General features: G+C 59.6%; 17 protein-coding genes. 7 read left to right on the top strand and 10 right to left on the bottom strand.

Annotation, left to right across the window (positions count from 1 at the left end; translation table 11 throughout):
- Positions 1-295 precede the first annotated feature (295 nt).
- A complete protein-coding gene (locus LEPTO7104_RS0120085) occupies positions 296-1,300 on the top strand; it encodes a tetratricopeptide repeat protein (RefSeq protein ID WP_017300384.1) in 1,005 nt (334 codons plus the stop codon).
- A gap of 163 nt (positions 1,301-1,463) precedes the next feature.
- Here LEPTO7104_RS0120085 and LEPTO7104_RS0120080 read toward each other — a convergent pair whose 3' ends face one another.
- A complete protein-coding gene (locus tag LEPTO7104_RS0120080) occupies positions 1,464-2,477 on the bottom strand; it encodes a type I glyceraldehyde-3-phosphate dehydrogenase (protein ID WP_026072888.1) in 1,014 nt (337 codons plus the stop codon).
- Positions 2,478-3,016: 539 nt separating this feature from the next.
- Between LEPTO7104_RS0120080 and murC the strand changes: the two genes are divergently transcribed.
- A complete protein-coding gene (gene murC, locus LEPTO7104_RS0120075) occupies positions 3,017-4,570 on the top strand; it encodes a UDP-N-acetylmuramate--L-alanine ligase (protein ID WP_017300382.1) in 1,554 nt (517 codons plus the stop codon).
- A gap of 57 nt (positions 4,571-4,627) precedes the next feature.
- Positions 4,628-5,551: a UDP-N-acetylmuramate dehydrogenase gene (gene murB, locus LEPTO7104_RS0120070; RefSeq protein ID WP_017300381.1), complete on the top strand. Its 924-nt coding sequence runs from the start codon at positions 4,628-4,630 to the stop codon at positions 5,549-5,551.
- 11 nt (positions 5,552-5,562) lie between these two features.
- Here murB and LEPTO7104_RS0120065 read toward each other — a convergent pair whose 3' ends face one another.
- Genes LEPTO7104_RS0120065 through LEPTO7104_RS0120055 form a run of 3 tightly spaced genes read right to left on the bottom strand, consistent with a single transcriptional unit; the run spans position 5,563 to position 7,594 of the window.
- Positions 5,563-6,744, bottom strand: coding sequence for an NAD(P)/FAD-dependent oxidoreductase (locus LEPTO7104_RS0120065; RefSeq protein ID WP_017300380.1), 1,182 nt, complete (start codon positions 6,742-6,744; stop codon positions 5,563-5,565).
- 2 nt (positions 6,745-6,746) lie between these two features.
- Positions 6,747-7,403: an HAS-barrel domain-containing protein gene (locus LEPTO7104_RS0120060; RefSeq protein WP_017300379.1), complete on the bottom strand. Its 657-nt coding sequence runs from the start codon at positions 7,401-7,403 to the stop codon at positions 6,747-6,749.
- A gap of 2 nt (positions 7,404-7,405) precedes the next feature.
- The gene (locus LEPTO7104_RS0120055) at positions 7,406-7,594 is read right to left on the bottom strand and encodes an NAD(P)H dehydrogenase subunit NdhS (protein ID WP_026072887.1); all 189 of its coding nucleotides are present in this window, start codon (positions 7,592-7,594) and stop codon (positions 7,406-7,408) included.
- Positions 7,595-7,921: 327 nt separating this feature from the next.
- Here LEPTO7104_RS0120055 and LEPTO7104_RS0120050 point away from each other — a divergent pair, with 327 nt between their 5' ends.
- Positions 7,922-8,431 carry a DUF4168 domain-containing protein gene (locus LEPTO7104_RS0120050; protein ID WP_017300377.1) on the top strand — a complete coding sequence of 170 codons (510 nt, stop codon included), beginning with the start codon at positions 7,922-7,924 and terminating at the stop codon, positions 8,429-8,431.
- 111 nt (positions 8,432-8,542) lie between these two features.
- A complete protein-coding gene (locus tag LEPTO7104_RS0120045; RefSeq protein ID WP_026072886.1) occupies positions 8,543-9,577 on the top strand; it encodes a hypothetical protein in 1,035 nt (344 codons plus the stop codon).
- 135 nt (positions 9,578-9,712) lie between these two features.
- Here LEPTO7104_RS0120045 and LEPTO7104_RS38500 read toward each other — a convergent pair whose 3' ends face one another.
- The 4 genes from LEPTO7104_RS38500 to tmk form a co-directional block, all read right to left on the bottom strand.
- Positions 9,713-9,940, bottom strand: a complete 228-nt coding sequence (locus LEPTO7104_RS38500) for a type II toxin-antitoxin system HicA family toxin (protein WP_071527284.1) — start codon at positions 9,938-9,940, stop codon at positions 9,713-9,715.
- Positions 9,940-10,179: a type II toxin-antitoxin system HicB family antitoxin gene (locus LEPTO7104_RS0120040; protein WP_017300375.1), complete on the bottom strand. Its 240-nt coding sequence runs from the start codon at positions 10,177-10,179 to the stop codon at positions 9,940-9,942. Before LEPTO7104_RS0120040 ends, LEPTO7104_RS38500 begins: the two co-directional genes overlap by 1 nt.
- A 133-nt stretch (positions 10,180-10,312) precedes the next feature.
- The gene (locus LEPTO7104_RS0120035; RefSeq protein WP_026072885.1) at positions 10,313-11,269 is read right to left on the bottom strand and encodes a DNA polymerase III subunit delta'; all 957 of its coding nucleotides are present in this window, start codon (positions 11,267-11,269) and stop codon (positions 10,313-10,315) included.
- A complete protein-coding gene (gene tmk / locus LEPTO7104_RS0120030) occupies positions 11,242-11,925 on the bottom strand; it encodes a dTMP kinase (RefSeq protein ID WP_017300373.1) in 684 nt (227 codons plus the stop codon). Before tmk ends, LEPTO7104_RS0120035 begins: the two co-directional genes overlap by 28 nt.
- Before the next feature lie 221 nt (positions 11,926-12,146).
- Here tmk and LEPTO7104_RS0120025 point away from each other — a divergent pair, with 221 nt between their 5' ends.
- Positions 12,147-12,464 (top strand): hypothetical protein, encoded by a 318-nt coding sequence (locus tag LEPTO7104_RS0120025; RefSeq protein WP_026072884.1) that lies wholly within the window; start codon positions 12,147-12,149, stop codon positions 12,462-12,464.
- Between the two features lie 83 nt (positions 12,465-12,547).
- On the opposite strand, the gene LEPTO7104_RS0120020 is transcribed toward LEPTO7104_RS0120025, so the two are convergent.
- Positions 12,548-13,003, bottom strand: a complete 456-nt coding sequence (locus LEPTO7104_RS0120020) for an FHA domain-containing protein (RefSeq protein ID WP_017300371.1) — start codon at positions 13,001-13,003, stop codon at positions 12,548-12,550.
- Positions 13,004-13,336: 333 nt separating this feature from the next.
- Positions 13,337-13,912: a cyclic nucleotide-binding domain-containing protein gene (locus LEPTO7104_RS34660; RefSeq protein WP_017300370.1), complete on the bottom strand. Its 576-nt coding sequence runs from the start codon at positions 13,910-13,912 to the stop codon at positions 13,337-13,339.
- 284 nt (positions 13,913-14,196) lie between these two features.
- On the opposite strand from LEPTO7104_RS34660, the gene LEPTO7104_RS0120010 reads away from it, so the two are divergent.
- Positions 14,197-15,027, top strand: coding sequence for an RMD1 family protein (locus LEPTO7104_RS0120010; RefSeq protein ID WP_017300369.1), 831 nt, complete (start codon positions 14,197-14,199; stop codon positions 15,025-15,027).

Here is a 15,027-nt window from a genome sequence, read left to right as displayed (position 1 = left end):
CGGAGTAGACCAGTCAGCTTCATAAAATGCCGGGGGTCAGTTTGGCCCAGATTTGGCCCAGATTTTGCTCAGATCGGCAAAGCGTTGGCTGGGGCGACACCTTTGCTCACACAAACCCGGAGAATATCAGTTGATTTGCGCAGGGAGTGAGGACTTCCCCAGATAATGTGTCGTAAAAGCACGGTGTTGACCCAGAGACTATAAATCTACGATTAAGACAACGCGATCTACCCTGCTACCACACCGTGATAACAACCCTTTAGATGCACCCGCAGTGACTCTGCGGCTTCGGCCTATGACCTCCTCAAATTCTCCTCTACGCCCCACTTACATTCTCGCCGACGAGACCACCGTACGTATTCCACGCGATCCGTCACTTTTAGCTCAGGCCGAGCGGATTGCCCAGGGTTACCATCAGTGCCAGGAAGCAGAGGCGTCCCAGTGGCTAAAGCAGGGGCTGGCGCATCTTCGCAAGGGACAGTACACGCCAGCCCTGGCCCTGCTGCAGCAGGCGCTGCAGAGCTACCGCAACCTGGGCGACAAGCAGCGCCAGGCCAAGGTGCTGCTGACCCTGGCCAGCCTGTATTACCGGGTGGCAGATTACCTGTGGGCGGCAGACTACGGGCGGCAGTGCCTGCGCGTGGCCCGTGAGCTAGGGGATGACGCACTGATGCAGCAGACCCTAGACCACCTGGGCAACAGCTATCGCCACCTGGGCAACCTGCAGCGGGCCTTAGAATACATGGGCCAGAGCTTGACCTTGGCCAAAAAAATTGGCGATCGCCCCGGCGAAATGCGATCGCTCAACAACCTGGCCATGGTTTACCGCGCTAAGGGGCTCACCCGCCAGGCCGCCACCCTCTACGAAGCCAGCCTGATGATAGCGACCACCCTGGGCGATTCCGGAGCGGCTAATCGCTCCCAGTCGGGTTCCGACCACGGTGCGACTCGCAACACCAGGCTCCAGATCTTGCAAAACCTGGGCAACACCTACCTCACCCTGCGGGAGTATCCCCAGGCGGTTGACTGCTACGAGAGATTTATCGCCGTCAGCGCTGACGGCAACACCCCCGCTGACAGCCGCACCACCCGCCGAATTCTTGTCCAGCTCACCCATGCCAGCATTGCCATGGGCGATCACAACCGAGCCATTGTGCATCTCCAGCACCACCTGTCTATAGCCTGCGCCCTGGGCGATACCAAGGGTGCAGCGGTCCTCCTCGACGATCTCAAGCGGGGCTACGAAGCGCTGAGCGAGGCGCGGGTAGCGGCTCTGCACCCAGAGCTGCCCTCAATGTAGGAATCTAGGCCGTCCTCTCTAGACCATTTTCTCTGACCAGGCAAAGCGGGTCAAAATAGATCCAGTTAAGACAAAAGAGGGGATAGCGTCCGCTGTCCCCTCTTTTGTGAATGCACGGCTATTAATGCACAGGCTCAGGTGACTTAGGCCAGGCTAGCTTGGCCTACTTCCAGTTAGCGGCCACCATTTCGGCCAGGTCAACTACCCGCTGGCTATAGCCCCACTCGTTGTCGTACCAGGCCACCACTTTCACCATGTCGCCGCCCATCACCATGGTCAGGCTAGAGTCAACGATAGAGGACTCGTCGGTCTTGCGGTAGTCAATCGATACCAGCGGCAGGTCACTGTAGGCCAGAATGCCCTTCATCGAGCCTTCGGCGGCGGCTTTCAGCACTTCGTTGACCTGCTCGGCGATCGCAGGGGTCTCCACCTGCACCACCAGGTCCACCACCGATACGTTGGGGGTGGGCACCCGCAGGGCGATGCCGTTGAGCTTACCCGCCATTTCAGGAATCACCAGGGCCACAGCCTTAGCGGCTCCGGTGGTAGTGGGCACAATATTGAGTGCCGCCGCCCGCGCCCGGCGCAGGTCGCGGTGGCTGGCATCCAGCAGGCGCTGGTCGCCGGTGTAGCTGTGGGTGGTGGTCATGGTGCCTTTGATGATGCCGAAGTTATCGTTCAGCACCTTCACCACCGGAGCCAGACAGTTGGTGGTGCAGCTGGCGTTGCTCACGACGTTGTGCTTGTCGTGGGTGTAGTCTTTATCGTTGACCCCCATGACGTAGGTGCCAATGCCGCCGCCCTTGCCGGGCGCGGTGATGAGTACTTTCTTGGCCCCGGCCTCGATGTGGCGAGACGCGCCCTCTTCACTGACAAACACGCCGGTAGACTCAATCACCAGGTCAATGTCCCAGGCGTCCCAGGGCAGGTTGTTGGGGTTGCGATCGGAGTAGCACTTGATGGTCTTACCGTTGACAATCAGCGTGTCCTCCCCAGCGCTGACATCAGCATCAAGGCGACCCAGCATAGAGTCATACTTCAGCAGGTGGGAGTTAGTCTTAGGATCAGACGTATCATTGATAGCTACCACCTCAAGCTGGCTGTTTTCGCGCGTCAACCAGCAGCGCAGAAAATTACGACCAATGCGGCCAAAACCATTAATTGCTACTCTAACCACTGCGTTTAACCCTCTGTTGTAGTCGACTAGGTATCTATTCTTAGACGACACCATAATATCGCAAAGCATGATCCACTTTATAGGGGCTACCCATTGATCTGAATCTATTTAGTCACCAACAATAGCCCGACGATTCTATGGCTGCATTTTTCCCGGGACGGCAGCCGTCCTCAGGGATCAAGCTGAATGAGCGGCATAAGCATTCCTACTCTGTTCATTTAGCTTTCATAGAAAATTGATATGCCGCTTATCCAGTCTATATATATAGCTAGATTTTTAGCCGCTGGCTGTAATGCAAGATATAGACCCAAAAGCAGAGATGGCAGCTCCGCTCGGGGGTAGGCTAAACCTAAGGCCAGCCAGTATCAGAGGCTTTACAGGTAGAAGCGATTGCCCGTCCTGTAGAGTCTGGCGCTGGCCCCCAGCCGTGCGCCAGGGCGGCTTGGGCAGGCTAATGCCGATGTTTAGGCCAATTCGGCAATTCTTGCTATGATTACGCCTGACACTTGGTGTGGTGTGGTGTTCTAAGGAGTGTAACGATGCCAATTTCCGTAGATTTTACCGGCAGGCCCTTTCATTTTATTGGGATAGGCGGCATTGGCATGTCGGCACTGGCCTACATTCTGACCAAGCGCAACCTGCCCGTATCCGGGTCTGACCTGCGCTTAACCCACATTACCCGTCGGCTGCAAGAGGCCGGGGCGCATATATTCTGGCAGCAAGAGGCCGCCAACCTGAGCTATTTTCTGCACGCCAACCAGCCTTTGCTGGCAACTGCTGCTGAGTGGGTCAGCCCATTACCAGGTCTGGCCTCCGAGCCCAGGCTGACTCCCTTTGCCTCAGAGGCGACAGACGCAACGCCTCAGGTGGTTTGCTCCACCGCGATCGACGCCCACAACCCAGAGTACCAGGCGGCCCTGGAGCTGGGCTGCCCCATTTTGCACCGTTCTGACCTGCTGGCAGCACTGATTCGGGAGTACAACAGCATCGCTGTAGCCGGTACCCACGGCAAAACCACTACCAGCAGCATGATTGGCCATCTCCTCCTAAACGCTAATCTGGACCCCACCATTGTGGTCGGCGGTGAAGTCTCAAGCTGGGGCGGCAATGCCCGCCTCGGCCAAGGTCCCTACCTGGTGGCGGAGGCCGATGAGTCCGACGGCACCCTGGCTAAGCTGTCTGCCAGTATCGGCGTTGTCACCAACATTGAGCTCGACCACACCGACCACTACCACGATCTAGAGCAGGTGGTCACCACCTTCCAAACCTTTCAGCGCCAGTGCGGGCTGCTGGTGGCCAGTGCCGACTGCGATGTAGTACGCACCAGCCTCAGCCCGGATATAACCTACAGTTTAGACCCCGCTACCAGCGCCACCTACTACGTCACCGATGTTCAATTTGGGGCCGATGGCACCTCTGCCCTGGTGTGGGAGCAGGGCCAGCCGATGGGGATGCTACACCTACGGGTGCTGGGGTGCCACAATCTCAGCAACGCGCTGGCCGCTGTTGCCGTGGGGCGTCATCTGGGCGTTGCCTTTGGCGATATTGCCGATAGCCTAGAGCAGTTCTGCGGCGCCCGCCGCCGCTTTGAGCACCGGGGCAGCTACAACGGTATTCAGTTTTTTGACGACTATGCCCACCACCCCAGCGAAATTCGGGCAACCTTAGCGGCGGCCCGGATCAAGGCCGATCAATCGCTGGCAGCGCTGGTCGACAGCCGCCACGGCCACGAGGGCCGCCGCGTAGTAGCGGTGTTTCAGCCCCATCGCTTCAGCCGTACAGCAGCGTTGCTCAACGACTTCACCGATGCCTTTAGCGATGCCGACCAGGTGATTATGGCCGACATTTACAGCGCTGGCGAAAGCAACACCTTTGGGGTTTCGGGTCGCCAATTGGCGGATGCGGTCGCCCGATCCCATCCCCGCGTTATCTACGGCCACACCCTAGACGACATTCAGGCCGCCCTGGCCCACAGTCTGCGCCCCGGCGACCTGGTGCTGTTTATGGGAGCAGGCAATTTGAACCAGATTATTCCCCAGGTGATGGCCTACTACGCCGAGGTAGAGGTGCCCTCCCTTCAGGAGGCCTGCTGAGCAGCGGCCCCCTGGTAATTTGGCTAGCATGGGGAACGACCGTTGAGCGCTGGGGCCATGAACCAAACCCTCGGGGTTGCACCCCACCTTGCCTGCCTGAAACCACAGGTATCGCTGCTGCCGTTGACCACTTTCCGCGTCGGGGGGGCGGCGGAGTGGCTGGCTATGCCGCGCCACCAGGGCGAGTTTGAGCAGGTCTTAGCCTGGGCGATCGCGGCGGGTATTCCCATTACTCCCCTGGGGGCCGGATCGAACCTGCTGATCAGCGATCGCGGCATTGCAGGGCTGGTGCTCTGCACCCGGCGCTGGCGCAGCACCCAATTTGACGATAGCGGGCGGGTCACCGCAGCGGCTGGGGAACCCCTGCCGACTCTGGCCTGGAAGGCCGCCAAACGCGGCTGTCGCGGCCTGGAGTGGGCCGTGGGCATTCCGGGCACCGTGGGGGGAGCTGTGGTGATGAATGCCGGTGCCCACGGCGGCTGCGCGGCCGACAGTCTCATCTCGGCCACCGTGCTCGACCCGGACCTTGGAGCCGAGCCCAGCCTAGGGCAGCTTACCCGCGCTGACCTAGACTTTCGCTACCGCACCTCAACCCTGCAAGGGGGGCGAAAAGTGGTGCTAGAGGCAACGTTCCAGCTGGAACCAGGCCACGACCCAGCGGTGGTGGTGGCCGATACCCTGGCCGGCCTCAACCAGCGCCGGGCGACCCAGCCCTACGACAGGCCCAACTGCGGCAGCGTCTTTCGCAACCCCTACCCCTATATGGCCGGGGTTCTCATTGAAAAAGCTGGGCTCAAGGGCTATCGCATCGGCAATGCCCAGGTGTCTGAGCGCCACGCTAACTTTATTGTCAACCTGGGCAGTGCCACCGCGACGGATATTCAACGCCTGATTCACCACGTGCAGAATCAGGTGGAGGAGCGCTGGGCCGTACGGCTACAGCCGGAGGTCAAGTTCATGGGTGAGTTCCCCAGTCTTTAGCCTGGGAGGCTTTAGTCGGGCTGGGCGAAACGACCGACGGCCATGGCATCGATGACCGGATCGGGCGCGCCTACTGCGCTCTGGGCAAACCGCTGAGCCACGGGCGGCAGGTACACAAAGGGGGCGCTAAACCCGGCCATAAGATGCAGCCCCTCAACCCCGGGGATACGGCCCACCAGGGGCAGCCCGTCGCGGCTAAAGCTGACCCGGCAGCGCCGCCAGGTGCCGGGCACCTCGGCCAGGGCCGGAATCTGGGAGGCGATGGCGGCGCGCAGGCGGCGATCGCTCTCTGCCCAATCTAGCTCTGCCTCCAGGTCCGTCAGGGTGTGGCTAATCTGGCCGAGGCACAGGTGTCCGTCCAAAAACTGAATGGCGCCGCTGTCGAGAATGGAGGGCGTGACCTCGTGGCCTGGTTCATCCCACTGGGCATCCGTAGCTGGCTGACTGGCCTTGGCCTCCAGGGCAAACCGCTGGGTCTGAGCCGGCATGATCAGGGCGCGCAGGGTGAGATCCAGCGGCGGTGTTTCAATCAGCTCGGCGTGGGTGTAGTAGAGCGGAACCGATAGCTTTGCCCGGTGCAGCAGCGCCCGGCTAAAGGCCCCGGCGGCCACTAGAACCTGCTTGGCGGGGTAAGCCTGCTCGGCGGTGAGAAGGCCCGTCACTCGATCCTTGATGCGGACCAGATCGATTGCAGAAGCAATCATTTGGGTGCCGCCCAACCGCTTAAAGGCATGGTTATAGGCGCCGACCAGGGCAGCGGGAGAAACATGCCCGTGGCGCACGGTAAATGCGCCTGCGATCGCATCCCGATTCAGCAGCGGCTCCAGCTCCTGGGCCACGGCGGCGGAGACAAACTGGGGCGGCGTCATGCACTGGGCATAGGGGGCCGCGGCCGCCATGGGATCGCCGTCAGCCGCCAGGGTCAGCAGCAGATCTAAGTCACGAAATTGAGTATCGCCGTCTAGCTCGTCGCCGAGCTGGCGATGCTTGGCAATGCCTTCGCGGCAGAGCTGCCGGGTCAGCTCAGTACTGCCCGACCAGTAGGGAATGCCGCCGTAGCTGTAGCGGGTGGCGCTGCCGGGTTCCAGAGCGGAATCGAGCAGCAGCACCGAGAGACCGCACCGGGCCAGCTCGTAGCTGACGGCAGCACCCACCAAACCATTGCCAACCACAATCCAGTCAAAGGTTTGCATGACTAGGCGTAGACCTGGCCGAGAATAGTGCGCAGGCGATCGTAGTCGTCCTTCAGAAATATGCTCAGGTTACGGCCTGCCTGCACCAGCCAGGGGCGATCGAGCTTGCGCAGCTGGTAGCCCTGGCGCAGCACCGCCGCCACCAGGCTATCGACCGGAGCACTGCCCATCGCCAGCAGCGTTCTCAAAAAATCGAGCTGCTCAGTAAACTCAATCACCGCTTCTGGGGTGCAGCGGTAGACGGCCTGATGCACCTGGGGCGGACGCGGCGGCAGGTGCTGAAACAGCGGCCCCAGGGGCTGACCCGCCAGGTCGGGAGCGCGAAACCCCACGATCGCTGCTTTAAATTCGGTTTTGAGCATGGCAAAAATTTGCGGCTGCTGCTGACGCAGATCTTCGAGCGACAGCCCCAGCGCCCTGGCTCGATGAACCGAGTCAATCGGGCTGGTGGTGGCATGGTAGACAATGCCATAGACCATATTGGCCGACTCTTCATCCACGGCGGTAACCCAGCTGCCAAAGGGAGGCATCGGCGAGAAAGCAAGCGCCTCTGGCTCCAGGCACTGGGCCAAAAACTCGGTGGTCGCCGTTTCAATCACCTCGGCAATGTGGTCGGGCTGCCGCGCCTGGGCCGCGCCCTGAGGCAGGGGTAAGCGCATAGCTAGCGCCGCTTGCCGGAAGAGCTAACCGGCTCCAGCTCAGACATATTAAAGGTGACGAGCTTATCCCAGTTGCCGCCCTCGAACAGGACGGCCACCTTGCCATCGGTGATGCGCTGCACCAGCCCCTGAAAACCGTAGTAGGTATCGTTGACGTTGATAACCGTAACTGGAGCCCCAGGAAAAATCATGGTAATCAATGCTTTTGATCTGCCCCTACAGTTTAAGGCAATGTGCTGAACTGGCCTATGGTTGCCAGTATTTTGGGAGCGAGTTTGACCTTTCGCGGCGTCTAACTGCCATCTGGGCTATTCCGGCCATTCCAGGTCGAGCTGATCGGCGATATCGACCTGCCGTCACACCATCGACACAGGGATGCCACGCTGCTGCAACACGGTCGTCATCTCACAGCCACGATCACCCCCTAGGGTGACACCCCAAGGGCATCGGTTTTCCGGTGCTCCGCTGCGAACCTCCCCAGGGTCGTTCGCGGCTGATGATATGCGAGGACAATCGCGATGAAACCATCAACCCTGCTCAAGAGTCTGCTGGCCTCCACCGTTTTGCTGGGCACCCCAGCGGCGGTGATGGCCCAAACCCAGGGCGCTCCTGCCCCCGATCAGCCTGCCCAGGCCGCGCCCGAGCCAACCCCTGAGCCCATGGAGGTATCTGAGGAGCAAATCGATAGTTTTGCCAATGCCTACCAGGCTATTCAAACCATTCAGCAAGCTGTGCAGGCCGACCTGGTCAACGCCGTGGAAGCTCAAGGGCTTACGGTAGACACCTACAATGCGATCGCGGCATCGCAGCAGACCCCCGAAACGGCCACCGATGTATCCCCGGAGCAGGCCGAACAGTTTGCCGCCGCCGCCGAACAGGTCGCCACCCTGCGCGCAGGCGCGCGCCAGGAAATGCAGGCGGCCATCGAGGCCCATTCTCTAACGGTCGATGAGTTTGAGCAAATTCTGGCCCAGGCTCAGCAGGACACCGATCTGCAACAGGCCATTGCCGAACGATTGGTCAAGTAGTTGCGATCGCCGCCTCTTCCTAAAAGCCCCTGCCCAGCGGGGGCTTTTCCATGCGCAGACGTGGGAGAATGAACAGCCTGTGCGTGTGGTATCGACGGTGTGACGGCGACAATGCCCTATTCTTCTGAGGCGATCGAGTCAGCAATGCAGGCGGGAGAGCTGACCTTAGCCCTGCCGGACCCTAGCGATGAAGCCATCTCTGACTACGAGTTTAATCAGCAGATGGAGGCCGCCTGGCAGGTGTGCGATCGCTTCGATCTGCAAACCGACATCTGGCGCGGCAGAATTTTGCGGACGGTGCGCGATCGCGAAAAGCGCGGCGGCGACGGGCGCGGCACCGGCTTTCTCAACTGGCTCAAGGACCGCGAAATTACCAAAAGCCACGCCTACAACCTGATCGAACTGGCCGAAAGCGCCGACCAGCTGCTCGACGCCGGTATGCTCACCCCCAAAGAGGTGAACCAGTTCAGCAAGCGCGCCTTTGTGGAAACCGCCAAAGCCGCCCCCGAAGTGCAGCAGCTGGTCAGCGACTCGGCCCGCAAGGGCGACCACATCACCCGCCGCGAAGTGCGCCAGGTAGCCAACGAATGGGCCGCCATGACCTCCGATTTAATTCCCGAAACCCTGCGGGAAAAAGCCGCCAACAACACCATCCCCACCCGCTACATCGCGCCCCTGGTCAAAGAGATGGAAAAGCTGCCCCCCACCCACCAGAGCACCCTCAAAACCGAAGTCGAACTCAATCCCGATCTCGATACCCTCAAGCAGGTCACCGCTGAAGCCCGCTACCTCTCCAAATACCTGGCCTCCGCCAACCAGGTGCAGCTGCTCGAAGCCAGCGGCGTCGACCTGGAGCTGGCCCTCGAAGAGGCCCTGCGGGTGGGCTGCCTCAACTCCGCCGCCGACATGGTGGCCCAGGCCGCCCAGATCGAGCAGACCGCCGTCAAGCTCTTCACCGCCTGGAAACGGCTGAACCAGCTAGCCGAACGGGTATTTGTGGACAGCGGCGAGAGCACTCCCAACCTGCGCGCCCTGCTTACCGCCCTCGGCCCCGTCACCAGCGAAACGGTGCAGGTGCGCCTGGGCGAAATCGACAGCGTCACCGCCCAAACTATCCGCTGGCGACTGATGGTCGAAGAAGATTAGTCTGAACCACTCAGGTTACGTGGGAGAGCGCCATTGCTTGGAGGATTTCGCTCTCCCTTTGCAAAGCTCAAAACCTTTGGCCAGGATGGCTTAGCGCAGTGTAGCCCCATCCTACGTTCAATCCAGCCGATCTCCTTACTTCAGTCTCAAAAAGTCCTCTGGAGCAATGCCTGCTTGCTTCAAAATTGCTCTGAGCGTACCTTCAGGCACATCACCTGGATGATTAGGAATAGTGGTGTAACGATTAGTTGTGGGGTTGTACCAAATTTCATGGCTACCCGCAGCTTGGCGATCGAGTTCAAAGCCCAGTTGTTTGAGACATTTAACAACTTGGCGATATTTAAACCCAGATAGACGGCCCATCAGATACCCAAAACCAGAGGGTAATCAAAGGTATCTTCAATGTTAGTAAGGCTCACCATTGTTTGGCGGGCTTGACGCTCTGATTGAGCCGCTAGGAGCTTTTGGGCCACGTCGCGAGCAATCTCGATCGTTTCGGCAACGGTACACCCCTGAACGACTAAGCCTGGAATATCATCAGAGGTAGCCAAGTAAACTCCTTCAGGCAGTTTTTCAATGTGGAGCTTAGCAATCTGTTCCATGGGGGTTCTTCTTGACTCCGAAGGTGGTTAGCTGAGCACAATCCGCCCATTGAGAAGATTATATTGAGAAGATCATGGCGTATCTCTGCTAATTGTAATATTTGCAGGCAGGAGAGCAGCCCCTTTAGCTTGCTCACGGTTGGACTAATTCCATCAGCATTACCTCCCACACCAGGCGGGGCTGGACGAAGCGGCGCAAGTAGCTCTTGGCGGCTTCGAGCTTGGGCAACCATCGAGGGCTCTCGGCGGGGTAGCTCTGCCAGTACCAGTTCAGCAGGTAGTCGAGCAGCCAGAGCTGCGATTCGGTGTCGAGGGTTTTAGCCACCTGGCGGGCCTGTTCTAGGGCTTGGCGCAGGCTGCCGGGGGGCTGGTGCAGGGCGGTGAGCAGGTCGGCGGGGATGGTTTGAAGCTGCTGGTAGGCAGCGATCGCACCCCCAGGGCTACCCTGAGCCATCGCCAAAATCTGCGGTTGTTCTAGCACCTCAGGGTGTCCCACTCGCTGAAGCACCGTCGCCATATCCGCTGCGTTGAGCCGCTGAAAGGGAATCGTCTGGCAGCGAGACACCAGCGTCGGCAGCAGCGACTGCGGGTCGGGGGCCAGCAAAATAATCGTCGCCTGTCCCGGTTCTTCCAGGGTTTTTAGCAGGCCGTTGGCCGCTCCCTCAGCCATTGTTTCCGCCGCTTCGATCACCACCACGGCGCGGGGCGCTTCCAGGGGCGGACGACCCAAAAACTGGGCAATCTGCCGCACCTGCTCCAGGCGAGTTTGGGGCGGGCTTTTGCGGCTAACCCCGACCTCGGCGGCCACCGAGGCCCCGATGAGCTTGCCCTGGTGCAGGTAGGTCGGCTCCACCCACAGCAGATCGGGGTGGTTGCGCTGGGCAATGCGCCGCCCCAGGGCCGCAGGCGGCTCCCCAGATTCGGGGGCAAACAAAATTTCGGCAAAATGGGCCGCCGCCCGTCGCCGCCCCACCCCGTGGGGGCCGGCAAACAGATAGGCGGGAGCCAGCCGCCGCTGCGCGATCGCCCGGCAGAGCAGAGCCACAGCGGTGTCCTGGCCCACTAGGCCGTCAAACTGGGAGCGTACCACTGCTGCAAATACCTGTCTACAACGGCATAGATTTCGGCGGCCACCGCCGCCACAGACTGGGCAGCGTCGATGGCCACAATTCGCTGGGGGTGCTGCCGGGCCAGCGCCTCAAAGCCCCCCTGCACCCGCTGGTGAAAGGCCAAATCGGCCTGCTCCATGCGATCGGCAGCGCCCCGCTGGTGGGTGCGGGCCAGACCTACGGAGGCATCCAGCTTCAGCCAGAGGGTGAGGTCAGGCACCAGTCCGCCGGTTGCCACCTGATTTAGCTGGTCGATCAGCCCCAGGTCGAGGCCGCGACCATAACCCTGATAGGCCACGGTGGAGTCGATAAAGCGATCGCACAGTACCCAGCAGCCCTCAGCCAAGGCGGGTTTAATCAACGCTTCCACGTGCTGGGCGCGATCGGCGGCATAGAGCAGCAGCTCGGCCCGGCTGGCCATGGCGGCCTCCCCCCGATAGCCCAGCAACAGCTCGCGCAGGCCCAAGCCTAGCTCGGTCCCCCCCGGCTCGCGCGTGGCCAGAACGTGGGGAATCAGGCCCCGCCGCTGAAGCTGTTGAAGACTACTATTTTGCAGCAGCATCCCCTGCAACAGCGTCAGCTGAGTGGATTTTCCACAGCCCTCCACCCCCTCAAAGACCAGCAGCTTCCCCGGCATCGCTCATCACTCCAGTGGTTGCCCCCTCAAGCTTACAGGCAAGCCCAGTCCCCTCACCCCCCAGGCGGCAAGCCCGACGCCCACAAAAACTATGCTATACATTAAGATACAAACCCAGGGTCGCCTTACCGTGGGTTGATAGGTCTGTTGGGGAACTAAACTGGAGTCACCACCGACCTGGCACTGAGCAGTAGCTGTTATGGTCTCAGCAAAGGACGCCTATGGCTCGTTATACCAACTCACTTCCCGTTCCCGAGGCCACCTCTCGGCTACGAGACTCTATTGTTAGCTCACTACAAGCCTTTGGGCTCAATATGGTCTACGAAAACGGCGACTACTTAGTTGCTAAAGAACAGCCCGGACAGGTGTCGCTATCTCAGCTCACCACGATTGAAGTTTTAATCAACCCCCCAACCGTAGCCGCCGGTTCTGGCTGCGTGGATCTCGTCGTTAAAAACGAAGAGCTGCCGCTGAAACGCAACAACCACTGCGAACAAGTTTTCAGCGCCGTCAACGAGGCCCTTGTGTCGCTAGTTTAACGTCTTAAACCATTCTCCTGGAAGCCTTTGGGCGCTCTCTTGGCTCCGACGGTTCGCAGATGGCAGATTACCTTGGGCAAAGCCTAGAGATCGGTATCGTCGTCTAGATCTTCTGAGTCCTCTTCGCCCTCTTCTACCATGTTTGGGCTAATGAGGGTGATATCGAACTCATCGGGGGGCAGGGTAGATTGGCTATCCCGCTTGAGTTGATAGTAGATAGCCCGAGCCTGGGGACCGAAGACGATTTCGTCTTCGTTTTTAAGGTCGTGGGCCTGGAGCTTGCGCCCGTTAATCAGCATGCCGTTGGCGCTGGGTTTGCCCTTCAGGTTGCCGTCCACAATGCGGTAGTAAAAGGTATCGTCGTCCTTAGGCAGCTGCACCAGGGTGGCATGGTGCCGCGACACGAACTGTGACGACAGCCGAATATCGCACTTTGGATCGCGGCCAATGGAATAAACGGATCCATCCAGGACGATTTCTCGACGGCCTTTGCTGTCTTCGACAATCAGGATGTTACTAAGTTTGGTATGGAGTGGCATGCTCTGACATTAGCAAAAACGAAACCCAGACTCGACTTGGCAGGGGAAACAAACCCAGTTGGCAGCACAGTATACCGCGTATCACCCTAGCTGCATTTGGCGAATCTTCTTCTGCCGCAATGATATTATTCCGGCTGGCCCGTGACCATTATGCCCCGTGATGACCGTTGTGCCCTGTAACCTCAACTTGCGCTTTTACGGGCCTATTGCCACCGCAAAGACAGAGCCCCAAGCTCAAACTAATGGTTGCCCTTTAGTCTACCCCTCGTTGCCATTGCCTGAATGGTAGCAGAATCCTCAATGGGTGGCCGATTGGTTCGCGGGTATTTATTCTTAGTCGTTGGAGTCCACCTCCAATTCTTCCCACGGGTTGGAGTTGACGTCTCGCAGGCGCTTGAGCATCCAGTCAAAGCGAATGCCGCCCATGGAGAGCATGTCGTTCATTTCGTCTAGCCCAGCATCGTTGAGGGTGGCCACCGGTCGCCAGTGTTCTCCCTGTAAATGCTTAACGGTGCTGCGCAGTCGGCTGGAGAGCAGAATGGCCAGCGCCCGATAAAAGCGAGAGGCGAACCAGATATCCTGCTGGAGCTTGTGGCGCAGCTGATGGCAGGAAATGGCCAACACAATGCTGGACTCTAGGGCAACTACTGTCGCAGACGGCGGTTGCCCATCGACAAACGACATTTCGCCCACCACCTCGCCGGTTGCCAGCTGGGCAATGGGCTGGGAGCTGAGGGCCGCCACCGAAACCTCCAAGGCACCATCTAAAATCAAATAAATGTGTTCACAGGGTTCACCCTCGTGAATCAGCACTTGCCCAGGCTGGAGTTCTTGCCGCTGCCCGGCCTCAATTAGCCAATCGACGTCATCGTCTTCTAAAACCCCAAGAATGAATACCACGCGCTTCATGTCTGCGGCCCTACTCCACAATGGCTCGCCCGTCCTGATCAAGGCTGGGGATAAAACTTAGCACGAGGCCACGGGGGCAGGGGGGCCAACCTGGAGCGCTGGAACACTGCCGCATAGCTACCTTATAAGATCATGCCAGTTTTCTAACATACCCTACGATGGGATGTACGGAACGTTGCCACCGCTGCGGTGTTCTGCAACAGTTCTAAACACAGATGAAACGATTGAAAGTTAAGGTCTGGGGCAACTCTGGTGGTGGCTTTTTCTTTATCTTTTGAAAACCCATGACTACCGTAAACCCAGTAACGGCTCTGGAAGCCCCAGCTGCCGATAGCGATATTGCTGTGCGGGCCTACTTTTTGGGCCAGAGTATCGATCTCAGGGCGATCGCCCAGGCTATGGAGATCTCGGCCCCGCTACCCACTCTGCTGATGATAGCCATCGGCGACCGGGGCCAGGGGGTGCTGTTTAGCTATGGGGCGGTGGTCTTGTTTGGCCTCTCGGAGGCGGCAGAACAGGGGTTTATTGCCACAGTCACGCCCCACATCAATGCCCCCTTTGATCGGCCCGAAACCGAGGCCGCCACCATCCGCCTGAGCGCCAACAGCAGCGGCAAAGTGCAGGATGGCCTGATCTTTCTCTCGTCGCTAGATGCGCTGCGGCTCCAGCTGGTGGCCGATGTAATGGCGAAAAGCGTGGTGCTGGCCCACTACGAAATTGGGGCCGCCGCCGTCTTTGACCGCATTGAGCCCTACGCCGCTGAGCTACAGCGGCGCAGGGTGCGGGTGCAGGGCGACCAGCTGCTGAAGCAGATTGGGCAGACCCTGACCATTCAGCACAAGATTGTGGGCCGGGTCGAAATTGTCGATAAACCCGAGCTTTTGTGGGAATACCCCGAGCTGGACCTGCTGTATCACCGTCTGGAGGACGAGTACGAGATTCGCGATCGCCACTCGGCCCTAGAGCGCAAGCTCGATCTGGTCAGCCGTACCGCTGAAACGGTGCTCGACCTCCAGCGGCAGCAAACCGGCCTGCGTCTAGAGTGGTATGTGGTACTGCTGATTGTGGTAGAAGTGCTGCTGTCGCTGTACGACCTGTTTGTTCGCCCCCGCTGA

Source organism: Nodosilinea nodulosa PCC 7104, from assembly GCF_000309385.1.
Lineage (GTDB): Bacteria > Cyanobacteriota > Cyanobacteriia > Phormidesmidales > Phormidesmidaceae > Nodosilinea > Nodosilinea nodulosa.
Note: the sequence above shows the minus strand (reverse complement) of the source record. Positions and strands in the feature narration are given on the sequence as shown.

Excerpts from the sequence above, each read along its gene's own strand:
- LEPTO7104_RS0120085 (WP_017300384.1), top strand. The coding sequence starts at position 296 with ATGACCTCCTCAAATTCTCCTCTACGCCCCACTTACATTCTCGCCGAC.
- murC (WP_017300382.1), top strand. The coding sequence starts at position 3,017 with ATGCCAATTTCCGTAGATTTTACCGGCAGGCCCTTTCATTTTATTGGG.
- murB (WP_017300381.1), top strand. The coding sequence starts at position 4,628 with ATGAACCAAACCCTCGGGGTTGCACCCCACCTTGCCTGCCTGAAACCA.
- LEPTO7104_RS0120065 (WP_017300380.1), bottom strand. The coding sequence starts at position 6,744 with ATGCAAACCTTTGACTGGATTGTGGTTGGCAATGGTTTGGTGGGTGCT.
- LEPTO7104_RS0120060 (WP_017300379.1), bottom strand. The coding sequence starts at position 7,403 with ATGCGCTTACCCCTGCCTCAGGGCGCGGCCCAGGCGCGGCAGCCCGAC.
- LEPTO7104_RS0120055 (WP_026072887.1), bottom strand. The coding sequence starts at position 7,594 with ATGATTTTTCCTGGGGCTCCAGTTACGGTTATCAACGTCAACGATACC.
- LEPTO7104_RS0120050 (WP_017300377.1), top strand. The coding sequence starts at position 7,922 with ATGAAACCATCAACCCTGCTCAAGAGTCTGCTGGCCTCCACCGTTTTG.
- LEPTO7104_RS0120045 (WP_026072886.1), top strand. The coding sequence starts at position 8,543 with ATGCCCTATTCTTCTGAGGCGATCGAGTCAGCAATGCAGGCGGGAGAG.
- LEPTO7104_RS38500 (WP_071527284.1), bottom strand. The coding sequence starts at position 9,940 with ATGGGCCGTCTATCTGGGTTTAAATATCGCCAAGTTGTTAAATGTCTC.
- LEPTO7104_RS0120040 (WP_017300375.1), bottom strand. The coding sequence starts at position 10,179 with ATGGAACAGATTGCTAAGCTCCACATTGAAAAACTGCCTGAAGGAGTT.
- tmk (WP_017300373.1), bottom strand. The coding sequence starts at position 11,925 with ATGCCGGGGAAGCTGCTGGTCTTTGAGGGGGTGGAGGGCTGTGGAAAA.
- LEPTO7104_RS0120025 (WP_026072884.1), top strand. The coding sequence starts at position 12,147 with ATGGCTCGTTATACCAACTCACTTCCCGTTCCCGAGGCCACCTCTCGG.
- LEPTO7104_RS0120020 (WP_017300371.1), bottom strand. The coding sequence starts at position 13,003 with ATGCCACTCCATACCAAACTTAGTAACATCCTGATTGTCGAAGACAGC.
- LEPTO7104_RS34660 (WP_017300370.1), bottom strand. The coding sequence starts at position 13,912 with ATGAAGCGCGTGGTATTCATTCTTGGGGTTTTAGAAGACGATGACGTC.
- LEPTO7104_RS0120010 (WP_017300369.1), top strand. The coding sequence starts at position 14,197 with ATGACTACCGTAAACCCAGTAACGGCTCTGGAAGCCCCAGCTGCCGAT.